Annotated in this window: 20 protein-coding genes and 1 pseudogene; 6 read left to right on the top strand and 15 right to left on the bottom strand. The window is 40.9% G+C overall.

All coding sequences use genetic code 11. The annotated features are described in order from the left end of the window. Positions 1-137: 137 nt before the first annotated feature. Positions 138-1,010: a LysR family transcriptional regulator gene (locus tag QQK02_RS06110; protein WP_284207093.1), complete on the bottom strand. Its 873-nt coding sequence runs from the start codon at positions 1,008-1,010 to the stop codon at positions 138-140. A 141-nt stretch (positions 1,011-1,151) separates the two neighbouring features. Between QQK02_RS06110 and QQK02_RS06105 the strand changes: the two genes are divergently transcribed. The 6 genes and pseudogenes from QQK02_RS06105 (at position 1,152) to QQK02_RS06080 (ending at position 9,255) form a co-directional block, all read left to right on the top strand. After that, positions 1,152-2,564, top strand: a complete 1,413-nt coding sequence (locus tag QQK02_RS06105; protein ID WP_284207092.1) for an alpha-amylase family glycosyl hydrolase — start codon at positions 1,152-1,154, stop codon at positions 2,562-2,564. Between the two features lie 55 nt (positions 2,565-2,619). Further along, positions 2,620-3,421: pseudogene (gene dkgB / locus QQK02_RS06100) on the top strand (2,5-didehydrogluconate reductase DkgB). Positions 3,422-3,804: 383 nt separating this feature from the next. After that, positions 3,805-6,417, top strand: coding sequence for a TonB-dependent receptor (locus QQK02_RS06095; RefSeq protein ID WP_284207091.1), 2,613 nt, complete (start codon positions 3,805-3,807; stop codon positions 6,415-6,417). Between the two features lie 125 nt (positions 6,418-6,542). After that, positions 6,543-7,205 (top strand): nitroreductase family protein, encoded by a 663-nt coding sequence (locus QQK02_RS06090; RefSeq protein WP_284207090.1) that lies wholly within the window; start codon positions 6,543-6,545, stop codon positions 7,203-7,205. A gap of 35 nt (positions 7,206-7,240) precedes the next feature. Next, complete coding sequence (locus QQK02_RS06085; protein WP_284207089.1) at positions 7,241-8,149, top strand: alpha/beta fold hydrolase; 909 nt, start codon at positions 7,241-7,243, stop codon at positions 8,147-8,149. Positions 8,150-8,151: 2 nt separating this feature from the next. Next, positions 8,152-9,255, top strand: a complete 1,104-nt coding sequence (locus tag QQK02_RS06080; RefSeq protein WP_284207088.1) for a DUF2855 family protein — start codon at positions 8,152-8,154, stop codon at positions 9,253-9,255. A 66-nt stretch (positions 9,256-9,321) separates the two neighbouring features. On the opposite strand, the gene QQK02_RS06075 is transcribed toward QQK02_RS06080, so the two are convergent. The 14 genes from QQK02_RS06075 to QQK02_RS06010 form a co-directional block, all read right to left on the bottom strand. After that, positions 9,322-9,897: a hypothetical protein gene (locus QQK02_RS06075; protein ID WP_284207087.1), complete on the bottom strand. Its 576-nt coding sequence runs from the start codon at positions 9,895-9,897 to the stop codon at positions 9,322-9,324. Between the two features lie 88 nt (positions 9,898-9,985). Then, positions 9,986-10,576, bottom strand: a complete 591-nt coding sequence (locus QQK02_RS06070) for a hypothetical protein (RefSeq protein ID WP_284207086.1) — start codon at positions 10,574-10,576, stop codon at positions 9,986-9,988. Between the two features lie 24 nt (positions 10,577-10,600). Further along, complete coding sequence (locus QQK02_RS06065; protein WP_284207085.1) at positions 10,601-11,599, bottom strand: NADP-dependent oxidoreductase; 999 nt, start codon at positions 11,597-11,599, stop codon at positions 10,601-10,603. A gap of 24 nt (positions 11,600-11,623) precedes the next feature. Then, complete coding sequence (locus tag QQK02_RS06060) at positions 11,624-12,682, bottom strand: patatin-like phospholipase family protein (protein WP_284207084.1); 1,059 nt, start codon at positions 12,680-12,682, stop codon at positions 11,624-11,626. A 4-nt stretch (positions 12,683-12,686) separates the two neighbouring features. After that, complete coding sequence (gene fadD, locus QQK02_RS06055) at positions 12,687-14,357, bottom strand: long-chain-fatty-acid--CoA ligase FadD (protein ID WP_284207083.1); 1,671 nt, start codon at positions 14,355-14,357, stop codon at positions 12,687-12,689. 133 nt (positions 14,358-14,490) lie between these two features. Continuing rightward, positions 14,491-15,396, bottom strand: a complete 906-nt coding sequence (locus QQK02_RS06050) for an SDR family NAD(P)-dependent oxidoreductase (protein WP_284207082.1) — start codon at positions 15,394-15,396, stop codon at positions 14,491-14,493. A gap of 11 nt (positions 15,397-15,407) precedes the next feature. After that, positions 15,408-15,869: a MaoC family dehydratase gene (locus QQK02_RS06045; RefSeq protein ID WP_284207081.1), complete on the bottom strand. Its 462-nt coding sequence runs from the start codon at positions 15,867-15,869 to the stop codon at positions 15,408-15,410. A 23-nt stretch (positions 15,870-15,892) separates the two neighbouring features. After that, entirely contained in the window at positions 15,893-17,698 is a 1,806-nt protein-coding gene (locus QQK02_RS06040) for an acyl-CoA dehydrogenase (protein WP_284207080.1), read from the bottom strand. Positions 17,699-17,713: 15 nt separating this feature from the next. Beyond that, on the bottom strand, positions 17,714-18,475 hold the full coding sequence (locus QQK02_RS06035) for an SDR family NAD(P)-dependent oxidoreductase (RefSeq protein WP_284207079.1): 762 nt from the start codon (positions 18,473-18,475) through the stop codon (positions 17,714-17,716). A gap of 31 nt (positions 18,476-18,506) precedes the next feature. After that, positions 18,507-19,538, bottom strand: a complete 1,032-nt coding sequence (locus tag QQK02_RS06030; RefSeq protein ID WP_284207078.1) for a phosphotransferase family protein — start codon at positions 19,536-19,538, stop codon at positions 18,507-18,509. Positions 19,539-19,552: 14 nt separating this feature from the next. Next, positions 19,553-20,767 (bottom strand): acyl-CoA dehydrogenase family protein, encoded by a 1,215-nt coding sequence (locus QQK02_RS06025; protein WP_284207077.1) that lies wholly within the window; start codon positions 20,765-20,767, stop codon positions 19,553-19,555. A 21-nt stretch (positions 20,768-20,788) separates the two neighbouring features. Further along, positions 20,789-21,895 carry an NADH:flavin oxidoreductase gene (locus QQK02_RS06020; RefSeq protein WP_284207076.1) on the bottom strand — a complete coding sequence of 369 codons (1,107 nt, stop codon included), beginning with the start codon at positions 21,893-21,895 and terminating at the stop codon, positions 20,789-20,791. 43 nt (positions 21,896-21,938) lie between these two features. Then, the gene (locus QQK02_RS06015; RefSeq protein WP_284207075.1) at positions 21,939-22,709 is read right to left on the bottom strand and encodes an SDR family oxidoreductase; all 771 of its coding nucleotides are present in this window, start codon (positions 22,707-22,709) and stop codon (positions 21,939-21,941) included. 18 nt (positions 22,710-22,727) lie between these two features. Further along, positions 22,728-23,444: a histidine phosphatase family protein gene (locus tag QQK02_RS06010; RefSeq protein ID WP_284207074.1), complete on the bottom strand. Its 717-nt coding sequence runs from the start codon at positions 23,442-23,444 to the stop codon at positions 22,728-22,730. Positions 23,445-23,524 lie beyond the last annotated feature (80 nt).

Raw genomic sequence — 23,524 nt, 5'->3', positions numbered from 1 at the left:
AAAAAAAGCACTATTTGGTACTCAAGCCATCTCAGCAGCTGTTTTTCTCTGTAAGATTGAAGTGCTTAGCACCAAATTGACATGCTGCAGGCTACATAAATTCTTCGATATATTAAGCTTTGTAAGAATGACTTAATTTACTGGGTAATCATTGACTTAATACAGTTGAGCACGCTCTTTACGCGCTCTGGGCGATTAAGCTCTTGTGGGTAAAGCAAATAAACATCGCGTGTTTCTCCCAAATACTCAGGTAAAACATTGACCAACTCTCCTTGTGCTAACTCATTCTCTATCAAATATGCCGGTAATCGTGTAATACCTAAATGGTTTAGCGCAGCATCCTTTAGCAAACTGTTATCAGAAAACTGGTACTTGGCGTCAACGGCTACATCGACGTGTTGCCCTGAGTTCACAAATAGCCAATTACGCCAATAGTGTAATGCGATGCAATCATACTCTTTAAGCTCTTCAGGCGTTTTAGGCTGACCAAACTGTGCAATATAGTCAGGGCTTGCACAGCATATATACGCGGATGTCATCAATTTAAGCGCAACCATATCATCTGGTGGCGTGTTGGTGATGCGTATCGCAAAATCATAGGGCTCAGAGACTAAGTTGTGAGTTTGGTTGCCCGTTTCACAAATAAGTTTAATCCCTGGATATTGCTTATTAACGGTACCAACCAACACCGAAAGTTTTGATTGCATTAAACCTGTAGGTGCAGTGAATCGAACCGTTCCTTCCAATTTTTCTTCTTGTTGCTTAACAAGTTGCTGTGTTTCTTGCCAAAAAGACGTTAACTTTTGGGCGCGCTGGTTAATACTTTCGCCTGCGGTTGTTAAGCGCATAGAACGGGTATTACGAAACAGTAGTTGGCAATTAAGTTCAAGCTCTAACGCTTTAATCTGTTTAGACAAATAGGCTTTTGAAACACCTAAAGCGTCAGCGGTTTTAGTAAAACTGCCATGGTTAACTAATTCAGCAAACAACCTCAATTGCTCTAAATGCATGTAACCCTCAACGATTAAACCCTAAAATAAAAATAATACACCGTTTGTTTCTATACAGAAACAGTGATTTTCTCAACGGCTATTTTTAAACCAAGCATTTCCTATAACAATAACGACTCGTTTACTAAGTTGAGCTAAAAAATGAAAACAAAAATATGGCAATTACCTGCCCTACTGCTATTACTTGGATTAACAGCATGTAGCCAACAAAGCACATCGCAACAATCACAAATTAGCAAGCAGCCATCAATGACAAATTATCTGCCTAAGCCTTACGTTGAGATTGAACACCCTGCATGGGTTAAAAACGCAACAATTTACGAAGTAAATGTCCGTCAATATACCCCACAAGGCACATTCAATGCGTTTGCTGAACATTTGCCAAGATTAAAAGCACTCGGTGTTGATATTCTTTGGCTGATGCCAATTCACCCGATTGGTGATAAAAACCGTAAAGGAGAAAAAGGTAGCTACTACGCAGTAAAAGATTACATGGCTGTTAACCCAGAATTTGGCACATTAGATGATTTCAAAGCGCTTGTTGATCGGGCGCACAGCATGGATATGTACGTTATTATTGATTGGGTTGCTAACCATAGCGCATGGGACAATCCGCTAACGGAAACAAATCCACAATGGTATACCAAAGATCATAACGGCAACTTTCAACCAACACCTTGGTGGGATTGGAGCGATATAATCGACTTTGATTATCAAAACCCTGAAATGCGTGAGTACATGACCAACGCCTTAAAATATTGGGTAAAAGAAACCAATATTGATGGCTATCGTGCTGACGTAGCTGGTTTTATTCCAACCGATTTTTGGGACAATGTTCGTACTGAGCTCGACGATATTAAGCCGGTATTTATGCTCGCAGAATGGGACGCCCGTGATCTTCACAAAAAAGCGTTCGATATGAGTTACGCATGGAAACTCCATGACACCCTTGAGGCCGTTAATAAAGGTGATAAAGATGCTTCAGGCGTTTACCACTATTTTGCGCATGCTCTTAATGCGTGGCCAGATAATGCTATTAAAATGAACTTTGTTGATAACCATGACAAAAACTCATGGGAGCAAAGCATGTTTGAACGCCATGGCCCTTATTTAGAAGCGAGCATTGTCTTAACAGTGACAGCAGAAGGCATGCCTTTGCTATACAGTGGACAAGAAGCTGGCCTAGATCGATCTTTGGCGTTCTTCGATAAAGATGAAATTAGCTGGCAGTCTCACCCTATTGGCGATTTATACAAATCATTGTTTACCTTAAAACATCAAAATAAAGCACTTTGGAATGGCAATTGGGGCGGCAAAATGATCCCGGTACCTAATAACAAACCAAAGCAAGTATTCTCCTTTGCCCGCATTAAGGACGGCGATAAAGTCTTTGTTGCGATTAATTTCTCTGATCAGCCGACACAGGTCCAGTTCAATGAAAATATTCAACTAGGTCAATATCAAGAGTATTTTAGTCAAACAGCTACAAATCTCGTTCCAGAATCAACATTAACGATTCCTGCATACGGCTATCGTGTGTATGTAAAGCAATAACATTTAACATCAGGCAGGCGTAAACTGCGCCATCTAAATATAAAAAGGTTAAATTATGGATATTCCATCAATGGGGTTTGGCACATTTCGTTTAGAAGGTGATGTTGCCTACCAATCAGTTCTCACAGCGCTCAAAGCAGGCTACCGACATATTGATACAGCGCAAATATACGGTAACGAACTTGAAGTTGGACAAGCCATTACTGATAGTAAGGTACCAAGACAGGAAATTTTTCTCACAACCAAGGTATGGAATGATAATTTATCTGATGAAAAGTTTTTGCCCAGTGTCAAAGAAAGTTTAAATAAATTAGGCACCCGATTATATCGACTTGTTATTAATCCATTGGCCTGCGCCGCCAAAAGAAACCAGCTTGCTTGATGCTGCCAAACAACTGGTGTTGGCAAAAGAGCACGGTTTATCGCGCGAGATAGGCGTGTCAAATTTTACGATTGCCCAGCTTGAAGAAATTAAGCCTGCATTTACCACATATAAAATTCTGACCAATCAAGTTGAAGTGCACCCTTACCTAACCAATCAAACGTTAAGAGATTATTGCCATTTACATAGCATTAAGGTTACTGGCTACATGCCTTTTGCGGTTGGCAAAGTACTTAAAGACCCAGTAATTGAAGGTATTGCAGGTGCTCAACAATGTACGCCAGCTCAAGTGATTATTGCTTGGACGCAGGCCAATAAGTTGATCACAATTCCATCATCGACCAAAGCAGAAAACATTCGAGCAAACCTTGCTGGGCTCAACATTCAATTAGAACAAAATGACGTTGAAAAAATAAATCAATTACATTGTAATCATCGTATCGCTACTCCAGACTTCTCACCACATTGGGACTAACAGTTTGAGTGCGCCTAAACCTATTAGGCGCACCAACACATATAGTAAATTCTCGTTTCTATCCTCTAAAAGCATAATTCACCAAATCTATAGTTAAAATAATTAAAATTTATTTAGCTTTTAGAATAAATACTTTAACCACAGGTCAGACAAGGTGCACCTTTGCACTGTCAAGTTTGGTGCAATATCTCACAGTGGTTTATGACTTTCTTTAGAGTTTCTACACTATTGAAATGTTTGACAAGCCCATTTTTACTAGTCAAATTGAACAAGTACAAATATTAAACAACAAAAATAATAAACGTATTTAAGCCTAGAAATTAAACAAAATAAATATAAAAAGTGGGCAGTTAGTTGTCGCCTATAATGACGGGGAGAGCTCAATGAAAACGAATAAATTATTTAAGCCGAGTAGGCTCGCAATAAGCGTAGCTGCTATTTTCAGTATGAATTCCTTTACAGGTATAGCGCAAGAAACACCTGACGCTGCTGAAGACAAAGGTTTAGAAACCATTACCGTAACAGCACAAAAACGTATACAAAACTTACAAGAAGTACCTATCGCAGTTTCGGCATTTTCTGGTGATGAAATGTCTGAAGCCGTCATTAAAGATATGTACGACTTACAAACAAGTGTGCCTGCTTTAGGTGCATTCCAAAGCCAAAGTGCAACCAATTCAAGCTTTTCAATTCGTGGTGTTGGTACCTCTTCACAAAACTTCGGTTTAGAGTCGTCAGTAGGCTTGTACGTTGATGGCGTGTACCGTGCTCGTCAAAACTCCATGATCAACAACCTTGTTGATGTTGAAGCTGTTGAAGTATTGCGTGGTCCACAAGGTACTTTATTCGGTAAAAACACGCCTTCTGGCGCAATATTAGTTCGTACTGTAAAACCAAGCCACGATGGTGAAGACGGCTTTGTAGAAGCTACCGTAGGTAATTATGGTTTGGTCAACTTTTCAGGTGCCGCTTCAATGTCAGCAATTGAAGATGTGCTAGCATTTCGTATTACCGCATTTGGTAGCCAACGAGATGGTATCGTTGATGACGTAAATTTAGGTGACAACAAACTCAATGACCGTGATCGCTGGGGCGCACGATTACAGGCGCTTTATACACCAACAGACGAATTAGAAATTCGCTTTATTGCTGATTATTCAGAAATTGATGAAATTTGTTGTGCCGCACCGGTACAACTAAGCAATTTACAAGCAACAGAAATCCCAGGTAAATTTGGTAGTGATGCTGTACTGCCTGGCTTAGGTGGTACCGTGTTCGCAGGTGGTGACGCGTTCTATGATCGTGAAGTTGCCTTGTCATTTTTACCGGTTTCCACCATGGAAGACAAAGGTCTTTCGATGGAAATAAACTATGAGATAGATAACAACTACTCAATCACGGCAATTTCAGCTTACCGTAACTTTGAATCTTTTGATGACACTGATACAGATTTTACCGACGCTGACTTATTCGGTACTAAAAATGATGCATCCCAAAGCTCTTTTTCACAAGAGATTCGCTTAGACTACACCAGTGAAAAACTAAACTATATCTTAGGCTTATATTACTTTAGCCAAGATTTAGACTTAGACTATAGCTTGTATACAGATACATTGTTCAATCCGTTTTTTATGTCTAGCTTCCAAGGTGCTTTAGATCCCCTTTTAGCAGGAATTGACGGCGTAAGCGCGTTAACTGGTGGCGCTATTGCACCGTCAGCTGAAGCAGCGCCTATGGGTACAGGTTTCGATCATATCGCTGAACAAGATCATGAAAGCTATGCCATTTTTGGCCAGTTTGATTACAAGTTAACTGATGCATTAACGCTAACCGCAGGTTTAAGATATACCGATGAAAGCAAAGATTTATCGACGGTATTTAGTGAAAACCTACCTGATGGCTCTGAGTTCCCAACATTTTTCTCTGCAATAGGTGACCCAGCAGCGCCAGTGCCGGGCACATTGATTTATGGTGCAGGAGTAGCAGGTGCAATGTTGGCTGCAGTTGGTGCAGGCCAAATGAGTCCATTTGACCCTAACTTTTTAGGTGCTATTGCCCCCTTCCAAACATTAGGCTGGGGATTCCAAGCACTAGGCGCAACAACTGCCTCACGTGCTGATATCAATGAAACATTAGAAGATGATCAAATCACGGGTACGGTTAAACTAAGTTATCAAGTTGACCGCGATACCATGGTATATGCATCTTACGGCACTGGCTATAAGTCAGGTGGTACAAATACAGACCGTATTAGAGAAGGATTTGAGCCAATATTTGATGCTGAAACCTCATCATCATTTGAAGTGGGTTTAAAGAAAGACTTTATTGAACAAAACCTTCGTATCAACGCTGCTGCCCATTACACGACGGTTGATGATTTCCAAGCAAATACCTTTACTGGTAATGGCTTTAACTTACAAAACGCAGGTGACTATGAAATATCAGGTTTTGAACTAGAGTCATCATGGTTCCCTACTGATTCAATCGAAGTAAACTTGGCATATGCATACGTAAATGCAGAGTATAAGAGCTTTGAACGCGGTAACTGTTGGGTTGCCTATTCATGGCACACAGGTATTACAGATCCTGGCCAAGAAAGCGCAGATCCTGCAAACCCAAATCCTTACTGTAATCGTTCAGGCGATCGTCCAGCGGGTGAGCCAGAAAATCAATTAATGTTAAAACTGAAAAAAGAGTTTTACTTAAGTGAAAACATCTTCTCATACGTACAAGTCGAATATAGCTATACAGGCGATATGGTGCTTGATGGTAGTAACGACCCTTATGCGACACAAGATAGCTACAACTTAGTTAATTTACGTTGGTATATGAATTTAGAAGAATACGATACCGATATTATCTTATGGGGACGTAATGTGTTTGATGAGGAATATATTAACCGTACAAACTTTAATACGCCGCTACAGGAAGGTAAGTTAAATGCTTATGTTTCAGAGCCGGTAACTTACGGTATTACGTTTAAAAAACGTTTTTAAAATGATTATTTAAGTCACTAGTTTATTTAGCTATTTCAGTCATTATAAACAGTGTCAAGATAACAACCTTACAATTTAAAATAGCCCGAAAGGGCTATTTCCATTTTAAAAATAAAGAGCTATCCATGTCATTAAAACACATTTTATCGAATCGCTATTCCACTCGCGCATATAGTCCTAAAGCCGTACCTCAAGAAACTTTGACGGAAATTTTTCAGGATGCCCAACTTTCTCCATCGAATTGCAATGTACAACCTTGGCAAGTCTATGTCGTTTCAGGTGCAAAGAAAGAAGCACTTAAAGCACAATTAATGAAAATATTGATGAACGGTGCTAAACCTACCCCAGAGTTTGATTGGACACCGCAATATCAAGGTGCACACAGAGATCGTCAATTCGGCTCGGCAAATGCACTTTATAGCGCGCTTGGTATTGCTCGTGAAGATAAACAAGCGAGACAAATGGCGATGGTTAAAAACTGGCAATTTTTTGATGCGCCGCACGTTGCATTTTTCACTATGGAAAAATACCTCAATATTATGGGCGCAGTCGATTTAGGTATTTACGCTCAAACCCTTTCTTTGCTTTTACAAGAGCAAGGGATCAATAGCTGTATGCAAGGCGCGCTTGGCCAATTTCCAGAGCCCGTCAAAGCGTTATTAAACATTCCCGAAGAGCGCGGTATCTTATTTGGCATGTCATTTGGTTATCCTGAAGATGATGCACCAGCCAATAAAGCACGAACAGAACGTGAACCGTTAGAAAACGCGGTGCAGTTCTTTGATTAAAGAACAACATAGGTAAGTAACGAGTAGGAAAAACGATGTCTGTAAAACACCAACATGTCACTATTGATGAAGTCGATATACATTTTGTTGAGGCGGGAGAAAATCATAGCCAAACTATCGTATTCTTACATGGTTTTCCCGAAAGCTGGCATACTTGGCAAAACCAAATAACTTACTTTTCACAGAATTACCGAGTAATAGCACCGGATCTTCCCGGTTACAACCTAAGCGACAAGCCAAGTAATATAAACTTTTATCAAGTACCTAATTTAATTAGCTTCTTTTCAAAGTTTATAAAAGCTGTCGCTCACCAACAAGAAGTAATTTTAGTCGCACATGATTGGGGAGGTGCTATAGCCTGGCCGTTAGTTGCCTTTTACCCACAACTATTTTCTCGCCTTATCATCCTAAATGCTGCTCACCCAAGTACTTTTACACGTGAAATGATTAACAACCCAAATCAGCAGCTAAAGAGTGAATATATTCACCAACTGATAGCCAAAAACGCAGTAAGTAAACTGATGGCAAATAATTATCAATTTTTATTCGATAAGATCTTATCAAGCATGCAGGACGATATACTCACTGAATCGCTTAAACAGCGCTATTTAGAGGTTTGGCAACAAGAAGGGGCAATCAATGGTATGTTGCAGTATTATCGCGCCATGCCTCAGTTAGCGCCGTCTAGCCAAAAACAAGTTGCCAATGGCGGCCCTGTTGTTAGCACGCAAGAAATGACCATTCCTCAAATTAATATTCGCCGCCCAACCTTAGTAATGTGGGGCGAGCAAGATCAAGCGTTTGTCGTAGAATGTACTTATGGTTTATCCGACTACATAGACGACCTTTCGCTTGTCACTTTCAACGACGCATCACATTGGTTACACCATGAAAAAAATGAAGAAGTGAATCAACATATTCAAACATTTATTCAGCGAACGTAGCAATGTTACAAACAACTTTCGAAGTGAACAAAAAAACGTTCAATGAATATCAATATTGTCAGCAAAAACTGCCAAATGAGTTGCCTGAAAATAATATTGTGATTGCGATAGATAAATTTGCCTTAACGGCAAATAACATTAGCTATGCGGTAATGGGGGATTTCTTAGGTTATTGGCAATTTTTCTCTGCCAGTCAGCCACAATTAGGCCGAATTCCTGTGATGGGTTATGGCACCATTGTAAAGACCAACCATGCTGATATTAAAGAAGGTGAGCGAGTATGGGGCTTTTTTCCAATGTCGAGTCACTTAACGATTCAAGCGGGAAAAGTATCTAGCGCAGGCTTTTACGACATGAAACCGGAACGATTGAGCTTAGCGCCTATATATAGCTTTTTTGAACGTGTTGAAAATTCCCCTACTTATCAAAAGGCTTGTGAAGATTTAGATATTTTACTACGTGGGCTATATACCACTGCCTGGCTAATTGAAGACTTCTTCTTTGATAACCGGTATTTTGACGCCGAGCAATTTTTAATTACTAGTGCGTCAAGCAAAACGAGTATCGCCCTTGCTTTTGCGATTAAAGCGCGCGGTGAAAAAACAGCAATAGGCATTACATCCGCCTCTCGCGTTGATTATGTTAAATCGCTTGGCTGTTTTGACCAAGTCATTAGCTATGACGCTATTGATACACTCAATAATAATCGACAAAGCGTATTGGTTGATATGGCGGGTAACAAGCATGTATTAGCGCAGATACACGGCTTATTTAACACTCGATTATGCTATTCGTGCAGAGTTGGCGCGACCCACTTTCAACACGTTGAAATAGAGCAGTCTCTAGAAGGCCCACAACCACACATGTTTTTTGCACCGCACCAAATGCAAAAACGAAGTGCCGATTGGGGTAAAGATAAGTTACTGCAGTTAATGGCGAAAAGTTTTTATCAGTTCATTAAGTTTAGTGAAAAAGAATTTAAACTCGAGCATTTAACGGTTTGTGATAATAACTCTGCTGATAAGTTTACACAGCGATATTTAAAGGTTTTATCTGGAAAAGCCAATGCAAGTATCGGTTATATTAATAAAATTCAGCACTTTTAAACGCTAAAAATAAAGCCAGCGTGAACAACTCAGGCAGGCCTTATTCCATAATTCTTTGTTAATCGCTTATCGATCAATAGCACTCAACGTGCCGACCATTGTAAAAATACTTCCTGCCGCAATCACCATGCCTGCATCTATAGTTAAGGTAGCTGGCGTTGCAACAACCTTGCCCAGTGTTGATAAACCAGTTTCAGGCGTTTGTACAAGCACAAAATGATCTGTCTTAAGTTTTTCTAAAGGAATTTCACCTTCTAACTTATAAATTTTTCCAGTTAATGGCACCTGCATTACCATGTTTTTATATTTGTTCTCGAAGAAGCCCATCTGCCGAAGCTGCTCTTTGTCAGGATTTCCTCGTGCGATAAGTTCAAAGTTACCACGCACATTATTATTTTCATCCACTTTAAAGTCACTGTAATACGGGGCAAAAGGTTGTGTACGACTAGCCACTAGTACGTCGATTAATTGTTGGGTCGCTTCAAAAATATAGCTATATTCTTCACCCTCAACGATCAGTAGCTTTTCTTCTTTAGCACCGTAGTAGCCGAGAATTTTTTCTTGATAAGTAGGCGCCTGCCACATTTGTGAAGTACATGCAGTTAACATCAAGCCTATAACGAGGGAAACCAAACGAATCATAATATGTTCCTTAACGTGCTGAATTCTTTCCAATAAAAAAGGTGCTAAGCGCACCTTCTTTTAACAATTATAACTTGTTACGTCAAAGTTAACCGCCAAATAATGCTTTTAATTGCTTCGCAATCGCCATTTCTTCAGCATTGAGTGTGTAATTCACTTCACAACGAGGATCTGTCTTTTGAATGACAGCAGTCATTGCCGGCGTAATTGGAATTGGATCACAGCCATGTCCTTGCTCACACACCATATCAAATTCTGGCTTCGCTTTTTGGTGACAATCTAAACAGTTACCACCAAATTTGTTCACGACATTTTCAAATCCTCGAACATGAATTTTGCTACCTTGTTTATCAACTTTTAGTTCGAAAAATTCCCAATCGTTAGTTTTATCGTTAGTCCCTTTAGGGTGCTTGATCATAACCTCAGTCGGTACAAGTTGAATAATTGAGCCGGCTGGATATTCACCTTTGCCCGCTTGAGCAACGAGTAGGGTTTCATCCAATCGCTCGCTATCAATATTATCAACATAAAAACCACGTACTTTGGTCATTGATTTAATACATTGAAAGCTCGCATCATCAATATTTTCAATCTTATCTTTAAGCGCTACTTGGTCGTTAGCAAAAGCACTAAACGACATGCAGACCACTAGGCTCAATAACATTATAATTTTTTTCATGTTCGTTCCTTTGGTTGTTTGCGGTTATAGCTTAACCATCAATTTACCTTGGTTTTCACCCGTGAAAAACATATTAAGACCAGTAATAGCGCTTTCTATACCTTCTAGCACATGAGCGCGGTACTTAATTTTCCCAGAAGTTACATAAGGCGTTAACTTACCTAAGAGTTGTGGAATTTCACCAAAATGATCTGGCATAGCAAAGCCTTGAACCGTTAAGCGTTTCTTGATCATTGGTATCCAATTAGGACCTGGACTTGGCACCGCTTTAGCGTAATCAGCAATCATGCCACACACAGCAACACGACCATGTGTATTCATCTTATTGAAAACATGATGTTGAATCTCACCGCCGGTGTTTTCAAAATACACATCGACACCGTTTGGCGCTAGTGTTTCAAGTTTAGCCACTAAATCGTCAGTTTTGTAATTTATCGCACCGTCAAAACCTAAATCTTCAACGACCCAACGGGCTTTTTCATCACTACCTACCACACCAATCACGTTAAGGCCGTCAGCTTTGGCTAATTGACCTACAATAGAGCCAACCGAGCCCGCAGCTCCTGTTACAACCAGTGTTTCACCTGATTGAGGTTTACCAATGCCATATAGGCCTTGCGTTGCAGTTAAACCGGGTAAGGCAAAAATACTTAAAACCATTTCATCAGAAACGCCTGCAGGTACTTTATTCATGCCTTTACCGTCAGACACAAGGTACTCTTGCCAACCAAACATGCCCATAACGTGCTCACCGACACTAAAATCAGGGTGGTTACTTTCGACGATTTCACCCACACCTGAACTGCGCATCACTTCACCTAGTGCAACGGGTGGAATATAGCTATTGGTGTCAGGACTCATCCAGCCAAACATTGCGGGATCTAACGACATATAGGTTTGCTTAATTAAAAATTGCCCATCAGCAACTTCTGGCATTGGTTTTTCGACGATCTCAAAAAGGTCAGGTCCTATCGGGCCACCAGATGGTCGAGCAACTAAATTGATCGCTTTATACATTGTCATGCTTACTCTCTCTTATTTGTAAAGCTAACCGAGCAATGCTTGCATCGGTTTAATTTTGCTAATTGAAGGCTGTTGTACAAACTGATCAAAGTCTTCTGCTAAATATTCGCTGGCATGTAATATGTGTTGCCAGTAATCAAGTCGTTGTTGAGTTTCCATTTCCGTAAAGTCACTACGATCTGAAATTTTTTGGTATGGCAACGTCGCCACATATTTAGGTGAAGGACAAATAACAACCGTGCGGTCGTAATGCTTTGCTCGTACTTTTCGAGACAAGCTTTTGTCAAACCACCCTGCTTTCAATGTTGAGCTGAAATGTGGGTAAAGCGTTAATCCAGGGTTTTGAATATTAAAATCAAAGTGATAATCAATAATGCCACCATCTCGGTACATGCCGGTTTCACAACCTGGAATATTCTCAATTCCTTTCATTACATAAGGTATTGCACCGGACGCGATTAATGCCTGACGAATATTTTCTGGTGTTAAACTCTTCCTGACGGTGGCAAAACCGTCTTCATCAGCAAGCGATAAGTTACTACTGGCTTGTTGAAAAATATAACGTTCATACTGAGACGCTAATCGTTTCCTTGATAGCGCATTGTTGATAAAACTCTTAGACATACCTAAAAACTGCTTGGTTTTATCTTCACTGGCAGCAAATCCATTGCACTTTGCCACTAAGAAATGCGCTTTAAAGACATCATTATGAATAATTTCGTCAGTGCCGGTTTCACCAAAAAGATCATCTAATATGTCGATAACGCTCTTTGTAATTTCCGCTGCGTCTGGTTTTTCTGTGTAAGTTGTTTCACTGTAATGTTTAGCAAAACGTTTGGTGGCCGCTACTGGATCTTTTTGCGCAAAACAAGCGCTTCGAAACGCACCGGCGCTTGAGCCAATAATATTTAAAGGTGCCGTTCTTCCTTTGAAAAATTCACCAAAGCAATATTTATCTAGGCCGAACAGCGTAAACCACTTAGGGCCACCACTGGCCCCTAAAAATGAGGTGAATAAATCTGCATTAAAGCCATTTTCTTCTATTGTTTTTCGAGCAGATTCACCTGCATAAATGTCGAGCATTAACTTAACTTGCCTCTAAATCTCGTAGTTCCTTACGCAAAATTTTGCCCACGTTACTCTTAGGTAAGTCGTCAGAAAATTCGATAATTTTAGGAACTTTATAATTAGTTAAATGTTTACGGCAATGAGCAATAATCGACTCTTTAGTGACATCTTCACTGTCCGACACAAGGTATATTTTTATTTTTTCACCAGTGACTTCACACGGCATACCAATAGCAGCAACTTCCACGACACCATCATGCATCATGATCACTTCTTCCACTTCATTTGGATAAACGTTAAAGCCTGACACAATGATCATATCCTTTTTGCGATCAACAATTTTGAGGTAGCCGTTTTCATCCATCGTGGCAATGTCGCCGGTAGCAAACCAATCGTCTGTCATTACTTCAGCTGTGGCATCAGGGCGATTGTAATAGCCTTGCATAACTTGTGGCCCTTGCACCCACAATTCACCAGGTTCACCAAGAGGCACTCGTTCGCCGTTATCATCAACAAGTTTAACATCGGTAGAAGCTGCAGGAACACCAATGGTGCCATTAAACTCTGTTTGGTTATAAGGTGAACTCGACACCATAGGACAGCACTCTGTCAAACCATAGCCTTCAAGCATATGATTGCCTGTTACTGATTTCCACTTATTGGCAACGGCCTCTTGAACAGCCATACCGCCACCAAACGATATCTTTAAACGGCTAAAATCTAAGTCATTAAACCCTGGCGTATGCAATAAACCATTAAAAAGGGTATTAACGCCAGTAATGGCAGTAATTTGATAGTTTGATAACTCTTTAACGAAATTAGGTAAATCCCTAGGGTTTGTAATAAGTAAGTTTTGACCACCGTGGCAGATATAACTCAGGCAATTCGAGTTGAGAGCAAAGATATGATAAAGCGGTAAAGCGGTAACCATAAATTCTTTACCTACATCAAAAATAGGGCTGGTCATGGCTTTTGACTGCTCAATATTTGCCACCATATTGCGGTGAGAAAGCATGACACCTTTGGAAACACCTGTCGTGCCACCTGTGTATTGTAAAAAAGCTAAGTCATCACCTGAGACCTCTACCTCGTCAAATGATCGTTTTGCTCCTTTAGCCATTGCATCATTAAACCTTACAGCGTTAGGTAAATGATATTTAGGCACCATTTTCTTAACATATTTAACGACACCGTTAACTAACATGCCTTTCAGTCCACCAAGTCTATCGCCTAAACCCGTTATCACGACATGTTTAACATCTGTTTTATCGATGACCTGCTCTAAGGTATGAGCAAAGTTTTCAATAATTAAAATTGCTTTTGCACCTGAATCTTTAAGTTGATGTTCAAGCTCACGAGCAGTATAGAGAGGATTAACATTCACCACCGTTAATCCCGCCAATAAGCCTGCAAACAATGCAATCGGATATTGCAACGTGTTGGGCATCATAATGGCAAACTTATCGCCCTTTTGTAGTCCCAAGTCTTTTTGTAAATAAGCGGCAAAAGTTTTTGCTTGTTGGTGAACTTCGCTATAAGTAAGGCTTTTACCCATATTGATAAAAGCCGTATTGTCACTAAATTGGACAAGGTATTTATTGATAATTTCAACGAGCGAACTGTATTTTTCTGGATCAATCTCGAACGGCACACCTGGCGGGTAACTCTTCTCTAACCAAATTTTTTCCATGTAACTTTCCCCCAACTTAATAACTCTACTAGTTAATTGTTTTTATTTTTTATCAGCTATTTAACCTAACTGAGAATATTATCTTTTACTACGAATTTGTGGTTAAATTCTTCGAAATCACACAAAAGTTTAGCTATAACGCGGCCATTGCCTTTTTAACAAATTTTTCTGATTGTTTTACACCAGCATCAAGCGCTGCTTGTTTGTCTTGATTCGTTACCTCTAACCATTTCGCTCTGACAGCTTCCGGCGATTGTTCGTCTATCGCTAAAAAAACACCCTCTGTTTCAAACATGTTGGCAGTGGCATAGCCACCGGCACCAGCACATAAAATAGTTCGATTGGGCGCGTCATCATCACATAAGGTTAATAACCCCGCAGTCACAGCTTCAGGCGAGAGAATTTGTGCAATTTGTTCCGGCATTAGATCTTCTGTCATACGTGTGCCCGCAGTTGGCGCTATTGCATTGATCCGTATGTTATTTTTAGCCCCCTCTAGCACGAGCGTATTCATTAAACCGATGAGAGCCATTTTTGCTGCGCCATAGTTAGATTGGCCAAAATTACCATACATACCACTTGATGAGGTTGTCATCACGACTCGACCATAATTCTGCTCTTTCATGATGTCCCAGACAGCTTTTGTGCAATTTACAGAGCCCATAACATGAACATCCATAACGAGTTTAAAGTCGTCTAAAGACATTTTACTAAACGATTTGTCGCGCAATATGCCGGCGTTATTGATCAACACATCAATTCGTCCCCAACGAGCAATTGCCGTATCAACCATGTCTTGAACTTCGTCAAAATTAGCTACATTAGCGCCATGACTAATAGCTTCGCCACCGTTAGCCTTAATTAAGGCGACGACATCTTCACTTGCTTGTGATGAATGACCACTGCCATCTCGTGCACCGCCTAAATCATTGACGACAACTTTTGCGCCACGCTTTGCCAATTCCAGTGCATGTGCTCGACCCAAACCATTACCAGCACCTGTAATTATGGCGACTTTATTTTTAAAGCTAATTGTCATTGTTTACTCCTTTATTTAACCAATTGAATGGAAATCCACTCAGCCACTAGTGCAGGTGTATCATTTCCTTCGATTTCAACACTCACTTGCGTTTTTAGCCTAAATTGTCCTGGTTTAGTTTCCTCTATCGACAAGGTTTGTGCGTGTGCTCGAATATTACTGTCTACCGTTACTGGCTGCAAAAACCTGACTTTGTCGAATCCTGAATTGATACCCATGTAAAAGCCATCAATGATCAAAGAGAACTCTTCTGCAAAATGCGACAACATAGATAGAGATAAAAAACCATGGGCGATAGTTAAACCAAACGGCGTGTCTTTGGCCTTCTCTTCGTCTACGTGAATAAACTGATGATCAAAGGTACAGTCGGCAAACTGATTAATTTGTTTTTGCGTGACTTGATGCCAAGTAGTTGGCTCAGCTTGATGATCAATGTAGTTATCGATGTCAGTTCTTTTTATAATGGTCGCCATACTATTTCCTTAATTAAATCCAACTAAAACCAGTTTTCTTGCATCGTCATCGTCGTATCATCAAGAGACAGCAATGTTTCAGCCCATAAACTAATTTGTGGCAGTTCATAGCGATAAAAATATTGCGTTGCCTGCAGTTTTCCTTGGTAGAAAGCTTGCTCTTCTTCATGCTGTGAAGTTGCTAACGCTTGATTTGCCAAAACAGCCTTCTTTAGCCATAACCAAGCAATAATGACATGGCCGAACATTGACAAGTACTGCACTGAATTTGCCAACACTAAATCAATGTCTTTGGTTGCCATTGATTGCAATAAAAAGACCGTGGTTTTATTTAAGGTGTTAAGTGCATTGGTTAATTGCTGAGTATATTGAGCTAGCGACTCATGGGCACTTGCCTGTTGAATAGTTTTCTCAATTTCAACAATCGTTGCTTTGTAGCCTGCTTGCTTATTCATCACCACTTTGCGCGCCAATAAGTCAAGAGACTGAATACCTGTTGTACCTTCGTGGATAGGATTAAGGCGGTTGTCTCGGTAAAACATTTCTACTGGATGTTCATTGATATAACCATGACCGCCAAGCACTTGAATCGCTAAATCATTCGCCTTAGGGCCATATTCTGAAGGCCAAGTTTTAATAATTGGCGTAAGAAAATCTAACAATAAATGGGCATGATCTTTTTGCTCTTGGGTCTGCGCCGTTTTTTCATCATCGGATAACTGCGCGCCATACAATACAAGCGCCATCGCACCTTCTGCATAGGCTTTTTGCGCAAGTAACATGCGACGAACATCAGCATGCTCGATAATACTAACCATTGGCGACAAAGGATCTTTAGATGAAGGAAGTCTGCCTTGAGGACGGTTTTTGGCATAATCCAATGAATACTGATAACCCGCATTGGCAATAACTGCTGCGCCTGTACCAACTAAAATACGTGCTTCATTCATCATATGAAACATATATTGTAGCCCTTTATTTTCCTCACCAACGAGGTAACCAATAGCGCCCTGATCTTCACCAAAACTAAGTGCCGTTGAGGTGTGAGCTCGGCCACCCATTTTGTGAAACAGCCCTGATAATGCAACTTCGTTACTATCACCTATTGTGCCGTCTTCATTCACGAGGAATTTAGGCACCACAAAAAGAGAGATACCTTTGATTCCCTTAGGGGCGCCTTTGATACGAGCTAGCACTAAATGGACAATATTTTCCGACAAATCATGATCACCGCCAGAGATAAAAATTTTACTGCCTGTTATCCGATAATTACCTTGTTCATCTTTACTTGCCGAGGTTGTTAAATCAGCTAAACCTGAACCACAATCTGGCTCTGTCATCGCCATCGTGCCGGCGTAGCGCCCCTCACGCAAAGGCACAACCCATTTCTCAATTAACTCGTCACTACCATGGGCAGCAAGTAAATTGGCATTAGCCGTTGTCAGCATCGAATAGCCTACGGCATTACCACCGGCAATAGATAAGTAAGCGCCCGCTATTGACGAAACAATTGGCGGTAGCTGCATGCCGTTAAATTCATAATCAGCACAAGCAGAAGGCAAACCAGACTCATTAAGTGCGTCATAAGCAGGTTTCATTTCATCAATCAAATGAACTTTAGTGCCGTCAAAAGTTGGTTGATGAACATCAAGTTTCTGTCTTATCGGCATAAAGTACTTTTCTGCGATCGTTTTTGCCGTGTTAATCACTTCATCAAACGTTTGTTTATCATGATCTTGATAACGTTCTCGCTGACATAACGCTTGCGTATCAAAAAGCTCGTATAAGTAAAACGCTAAGTCTCGTTCATTAAGCATAGGTGCTGACATCGTTTATTCCTGTCGCTAAACTGCTGACACACCGCCATCTACGGCGATACATTGTCCTGTCATATAAGTATTTCCTGGAGATAGCATTAACAGCATAGTGTTAACGACTTCTTCCGGCTCGGCTAAGCGACCAATCGGTGCTCGTTTACCTAAGTTCTTTTGCAGTTCGCTGTCTGCAATATTAGTGACCATCGGCGTTAAGGTAAAAAACGGACAAATCGCATTGATACGAATATTCTGTTTTGCATATTCAACACTCGCGGTTTTCGTTAAACCAATCACTGCATGTTTAGCTGCCGCATATGCGCCCGCTAAGGGCGCGCCGCCTAGACCTGCCATTGAGCTAACGTTTAAAATGGTGCCACCACCTTGGCTAAGCATTTGGCCAATTTGATGCTTCATACCAAATTGCACGCCTTTAACATTAACGGCAAATTGCTGGTCCATAACATCTTCTTCAATCTCATGAATCGTACCGAAATTATGGGCAATACCAGCGTTGTTTACCGCAATATCCACACGACCAAAAACTTCAAGGGCCTTATCAACCATCGCTTTACAGTCTGCACTACTGGCAACATTGCACGTCATCGCGTAAACATCAGCGCCACTAGCAGCAATGCTATCGCCCACCGCTTGTACTTGCTCAGCTTTGATATCACTAATAATTAATTTAGCGCCACGTTTAGCCAATTCTGTTGATAATAACTTACCAAAGCCTTGTGCAGCGCCCGTAATAAGTACCACTTTATCGGTAAAATCTAACAATGAATCCATGTCTTATCCTCTAAAAGCCTGTTGTTTATTTTTATTCTGTTGCTATTACTTCAAGTGCCATCATCGCTAGTGGCTCAACAAACGCGCCTACTTTAGCGGCATTGGCATTCGACGCATTGCCTTGGGATGCACGTTTAGCCACACCTTGAACTATGGCGGCCAATCGGAAAAAGCTAAACGCCAAATAGAATGCCCAATTATCGATTTTATCTATGCCCATACGCTGACAATATAAGTCGACATATGTTTTTTCTGTTGGAATACCAATCGCTTCTCTATCAATTCCCTTCAACCCATCAACGCCGCCTAAACCTTGCGGCATTCGCAACTGCATGCATTGATACGCGAGATCTGCATACGGGTGACCTAAGGTTGAAAGCTCCCAATCAAGTACGGCAATAATTTCGTTAGACTTCTTATCAAACATCATATTGTCGAGACGAAAATCGCCATGCACTAAACAGGTTTTACCGTCATCTTCGGGTAAGTGACTTTCTAAATAAGCCATCAGCTTTTCCATCGCATCAATGGGTTTCAACTCAGATGCACGATATTGAGTTACCCAGCGATTTAGTTGACGCTCAAAGTAGTTTCCTGGCTTGCCATAATCACCTAGACCGCAAGCCTCTATATTGACTTGATGCAGTGCGACCAATGTTTGATTCATTTGATCATAAATTTTACTTCGGATGTCATTACTTGAGATGTCTTTTAATGGTGCATCCCAATAAACGGTGCCATCACAATATTCCATCAAATAAAACATAGAGCCAATAATGCTCTTGTCTTCACATAGGTGATAAACCTTAGCTACAGGCACCTTGCTGTCTTTAAGTGCATCAAGCACGCGATATTCGCGATCAACAGCGTGTGCTGATTTAAGTAGCTTGCCGGGAGGTTGGCGTCGCAGCACATAAACTCCCGAAGAGGCAGTGACTTTAAATGTAGGGTTAGATTGCCCGCCATCAAACTTTTCAAGCGTAATAGGGCCTTTAAAATCAGCAATATGAGATTCAAGGTAGCTTGATAATGATGCTAGATTGATATCGTCTTTTGATGTCATTTTTTTACCCTTAATTATGCGCTAGCAAAACGCTTAGCTAAGTCACGCCCCAATTGCATCATATGAACTTGGTCAGGGCCGTCAGCTAATCGAAGTGTTCGCTGACCTGCGTACATATGTGCTAAAAAGGTATCTTGCGATACGCCAACCGCGCCATGAATTTGAATAGCGCGATCTAACACATCTAATGCCATATTCGGTGCAACAATCTTGATCATGGCAATAAGCTCTTTTGCTGCTTTGTTACCCTGCGTGTCCATCATCTGGGCTGCTTTTAACGTCATTAATCTGGCTTGTTCAATCTGGCAGGCTGACATAGCAATATCTTCACGCACTGACTGCTGTTTGATCATTGGCTGACCGAAAACAATGCGTTCATTAACACGCTTACACATCATATCAAGTGCGCGTTGAGCGGCGCCTATTGAACGCATGCAATGATGAATACGACCTGGTCCTAAACGCCCTTGGGCGATTTCGAATCCGCGTCCTTCGCCCAAAATAATGTTCTCTTTAGGTACTCGAACATTATCAAAAACAATTTCAGCATGGCCTTCGGGCGCATCTTCATAACCGAATACTTTCATCGGACGAATAACGTTAACACCAGGAGTATTCATAGGAACTAATACTTGAGACTGCTGAATATAACGATTCGAATTGTCTGGGTCAGTTTTACCCATCACGATCATAATTTCACATTGCTTTCGGCAAGCTCCGCTAATATAAAATTTTCGGCCATTAATGACGTAGTCATCTCCGTCGCGCTCTATGCGTGTTTCGATATTAGTTGCATCGCTAGACGCTACTTCTGATTCTGTCATGGCAAATGCGGAACGAATTTCTCCTGCAAGTAAAGGCGCTAACCAGCGTTTTTTTTGTTCATCATTACCGTATTTGGCAAGTACTTCCATATTGCCAGTATCAGGTGCGGCACAGTTGAACACTTCTGGTGCCCAAAACACTTTGCCCATTTCTTCTGCTAACGGGGCATATTCTAAATTTGTTAAACCAGCACTATATTCCCCGTAACTAATCGGTAAAAACAGATTCCACAAACCTTTAGCCTTTGCTTTGGCTTTTAATGCTTGCAGTAAAGGTGGTGTTGACCATCGGTCTTGCTCAACTTGTTCATGCATGAGCTGTTCATTTGGATAAACATGCTCTTCCATAAAATCAATGACTTGCGATAGTAATTGCTGAACTTTTTCGCTGTATTCAAAATTCATGTTTGTGCCCCGTAATGTTTGTTAACTCAAGCTACCTAGTGCTTTTTTGTTAAATGGCTTAATGTCTTCCAGTTGATTTTCACGAATTTTGTTTAACCATTGTGGGTCAACAAGTAGCGCACGACCAATAGCAACAAGATCAAACTCATCGTTTTCAATACGCTCAATTAATCCCTCAATACCGGTAGGGTTTGAGGTACCACTTAAGTCAGTCATTCCTTCACCAATAAAGTCAGTATCTAATCCAACACTGCCAACGGTGATCACAGGTTTGTTGGTAAGCTTTTTAGTCCAACCAGCAAGGTTTAGATCTGAGCCTTCAAACTCTGGTACCCAAAATCGACGGGTACTGGCATGAAAAATATCAACGCCAGCATCTGATAAAATTGATAAGAACGTTTCAAGCTCTTTGGGGGTGTTAGCAAGTTTTGCATCGTAATCTTGCTGCTTCCACTGAGAGAAACGCAAAATAATAGGAAAATCATCACCAACTGCTTTTCGAATTGCCTGAATAATCTCAACGGCAAATTGACAGCGTTTTTCTAAGCTTCCACCATATTTGTCGGTACGTTGATTAGTGCCTTCCCAAAAGAACTGATCAACCAAGTAGCCATGCGCGCCATGCACTTCAATCGCATCAAAACCTGCCTCTTTAGATTCAAGTGCCGATTGAGCAAACGCTGCAACAACCTCATCAATATCTTCTTGACTCATTGCAACGCCATTTTCCGCGCCCGGTTTGTATAAACCTGAAGGACTATAAGCGGGCGCTTCTTTGTTAGGGCCAACACCGGGTTTTCTTACCGCGCCTACATGCCAAAGTTGTGGCGCTATTTTTCCGCCTGCTGCATGCACGTCATCAACAACCGTTTTCCAACCAGCCATGGCTTTTTCGCCGAAGATATCTGGCACACGATCATAACCATGAGCGCCAGCATGATTGATGCAGGTACCTTCGGTAATAATCAAACCTACATTGCCTTCGGCACGACGGCGGTAATAAGCAGCAACATCTGGTGTTGGCACATTATCAGGAGAAAATGTTCGCGTCATCGGTGCCATCACGGTGCGATTTTTTAGGCTCAAATTGCCTAAATTTACAGCTTCAAATAATTTTTCAGTGTTCATTGGTTTTCCTTTTAAAATTCTTTTGACGGTCATTTGCTATCTACTAAGCCAGTAAATAGCCACCATCAACGTTGATACAGCTACCCGTTGTGTATGAAGCGGCATCAGAAACTAAATATAATGCGGTGCCAGCCATTTCTTCAGGTTGAGCAACTCGTCGCATTGGCACATGTGCCATCGCTTGTTTTAATATTTCAGGGTTTTTAACCAGTGCCGATGCAAACTTGGTATCGGTTGCACCAGGTAAAAGAGCGTTTACGCGAATGTTAAATTGAGCACATTCCTTCGCGAATGCTTTGGTCATAGAAATTACCGCAGCTTTGGTAATTGAGTAGATCCCTTGTAAATCACCTGGAATCACACCGTTTACCGAGGCAACGTTAACAATCGCGCCACCGCCTTGCTCCTTCATCATTTGCGCGCCTAATTTAGACATGAAAAAGTAACCACTGATATTTACATCAACTGTTTTTTGATAGGCCATTAAATCCGTTTCTAGAATATGACCAAAATAAGGGTTTGCCGCTGCGTTATTGACTAAAATGTCTAATCGACCAAATTCACTTTTAATTTGGCTAAACAAATTTTCAATATCATCCATTTCTCCGATATGACAGGGTATTGCTTGAGCCTTACCACCTTGAGCGACAATATCATCAACAACAGCCTGACAACCTTCTATTTTCCTACTCGACACCAACACGTGGGCACCACTGTTCGCGAGGGTTTTGGCGATGTGCTCGCCAATACCTCGGCTGGCGCCTGTAACAAGGGCAATCTTTCCTGTTAAATCAAATAACTCGTGGTTACTCATACGTCCTCTCTACCTGTTTTATCGAAAGCTAATAAGCTCAGCATTGTGCTGAGATAGGTGACTATAATTGTTATAAAAGTCGACACTTACTCGATGTTTATCAAAGAGTAATTTAGTCACTGAAGTGTTTCTAAGTTGTTGGTTTAAAGCTAAACCTTGTTGACGATCAAGCCCTAAGACATGACTTAACATCACGGTTATTGGCCCACCAGAAGTAAATACCACAATGTCTTGGTGAATTTCTGGATTATCTTGTTTAATCGTTGTCTGCTGTTTGATCACATCCTGTAGCGCTTGGATACATCGAACTTTGAAGACTGGCCATGATTCTTTGTAATCTTCATCATGCTCCCCTGACATCCAGCGAATTACAGCACTATCAAATGCTATTGCTAACGCTTTTTTGGGATCTGGAAATCGACGGAAATGTGTTTGCATTTCATCGTAAGCTCGCCACTTTGGCTGATATTTAATTAAAATATCTTGATGATCAAACTCATTAAAACCTGAATGAGAAACTGTTGCTGGCTGAGCTTGTTCTAAGCCTAAAAAAAAATGGTGCTTTGTTTGTTCATGCCTGAGTAGACTGCCACAATAGCAGTAGCTTGGTTGACCTTGTGCTCGCCAACTTTGACCGAGCACGTGCGCTTGCTTTTGTCCTTTTTCAGACAATAAATCATAGTCAGCCTGACCAAATGACGCTTGCCCGTGACGAATGAGATACAAAGAAGCCATCAACCTATTCACATATTATTAAAATAATCCTTGAACTCATCCTATTATTGCCATACAAATTAAACAAATGAATAGTTTGA

The sequence above is a fragment of the Thalassotalea eurytherma genome, from assembly GCF_030161415.1.
GTDB classification, from domain to species: Bacteria; Pseudomonadota; Gammaproteobacteria; order Enterobacterales; family Alteromonadaceae; genus Thalassotalea_G; species Thalassotalea_G eurytherma.
Note: the sequence above shows the minus strand (reverse complement) of the source record. Positions and strands in the feature narration are given on the sequence as shown.

What these genes read in the sequence shown, in the direction of transcription:
- QQK02_RS06110 (WP_284207093.1), bottom strand. Translation starts at nt 1,010, where the DNA reads ATGCATTTAGAGCAATTGAGGTTGTTTGCTGAATTAGTTAACCATGGC.
- QQK02_RS06105 (WP_284207092.1), top strand. Translation starts at nt 1,152, where the DNA reads ATGAAAACAAAAATATGGCAATTACCTGCCCTACTGCTATTACTTGGA.
- QQK02_RS06095 (WP_284207091.1), top strand. Translation starts at nt 3,805, where the DNA reads ATGAAAACGAATAAATTATTTAAGCCGAGTAGGCTCGCAATAAGCGTA.
- QQK02_RS06090 (WP_284207090.1), top strand. Translation starts at nt 6,543, where the DNA reads ATGTCATTAAAACACATTTTATCGAATCGCTATTCCACTCGCGCATAT.
- QQK02_RS06085 (WP_284207089.1), top strand. Translation starts at nt 7,241, where the DNA reads ATGTCTGTAAAACACCAACATGTCACTATTGATGAAGTCGATATACAT.
- QQK02_RS06080 (WP_284207088.1), top strand. Translation starts at nt 8,152, where the DNA reads ATGTTACAAACAACTTTCGAAGTGAACAAAAAAACGTTCAATGAATAT.
- QQK02_RS06075 (WP_284207087.1), bottom strand. Translation starts at nt 9,897, where the DNA reads ATGATTCGTTTGGTTTCCCTCGTTATAGGCTTGATGTTAACTGCATGT.
- QQK02_RS06070 (WP_284207086.1), bottom strand. Translation starts at nt 10,576, where the DNA reads ATGAAAAAAATTATAATGTTATTGAGCCTAGTGGTCTGCATGTCGTTT.
- QQK02_RS06065 (WP_284207085.1), bottom strand. Translation starts at nt 11,599, where the DNA reads ATGACAATGTATAAAGCGATCAATTTAGTTGCTCGACCATCTGGTGGC.
- QQK02_RS06060 (WP_284207084.1), bottom strand. Translation starts at nt 12,682, where the DNA reads ATGCTCGACATTTATGCAGGTGAATCTGCTCGAAAAACAATAGAAGAA.
- fadD (WP_284207083.1), bottom strand. Translation starts at nt 14,357, where the DNA reads ATGGAAAAAATTTGGTTAGAGAAGAGTTACCCGCCAGGTGTGCCGTTC.
- QQK02_RS06050 (WP_284207082.1), bottom strand. Translation starts at nt 15,396, where the DNA reads ATGACAATTAGCTTTAAAAATAAAGTCGCCATAATTACAGGTGCTGGT.
- QQK02_RS06045 (WP_284207081.1), bottom strand. Translation starts at nt 15,869, where the DNA reads ATGGCGACCATTATAAAAAGAACTGACATCGATAACTACATTGATCAT.
- QQK02_RS06040 (WP_284207080.1), bottom strand. Translation starts at nt 17,698, where the DNA reads ATGTCAGCACCTATGCTTAATGAACGAGACTTAGCGTTTTACTTATAC.
- QQK02_RS06035 (WP_284207079.1), bottom strand. Translation starts at nt 18,475, where the DNA reads ATGGATTCATTGTTAGATTTTACCGATAAAGTGGTACTTATTACGGGC.
- QQK02_RS06030 (WP_284207078.1), bottom strand. Translation starts at nt 19,538, where the DNA reads ATGACATCAAAAGACGATATCAATCTAGCATCATTATCAAGCTACCTT.
- QQK02_RS06025 (WP_284207077.1), bottom strand. Translation starts at nt 20,767, where the DNA reads ATGAATTTTGAATACAGCGAAAAAGTTCAGCAATTACTATCGCAAGTC.
- QQK02_RS06020 (WP_284207076.1), bottom strand. Translation starts at nt 21,895, where the DNA reads ATGAACACTGAAAAATTATTTGAAGCTGTAAATTTAGGCAATTTGAGC.
- QQK02_RS06015 (WP_284207075.1), bottom strand. Translation starts at nt 22,709, where the DNA reads ATGAGTAACCACGAGTTATTTGATTTAACAGGAAAGATTGCCCTTGTT.
- QQK02_RS06010 (WP_284207074.1), bottom strand. Translation starts at nt 23,444, where the DNA reads ATGGCTTCTTTGTATCTCATTCGTCACGGGCAAGCGTCATTTGGTCAG.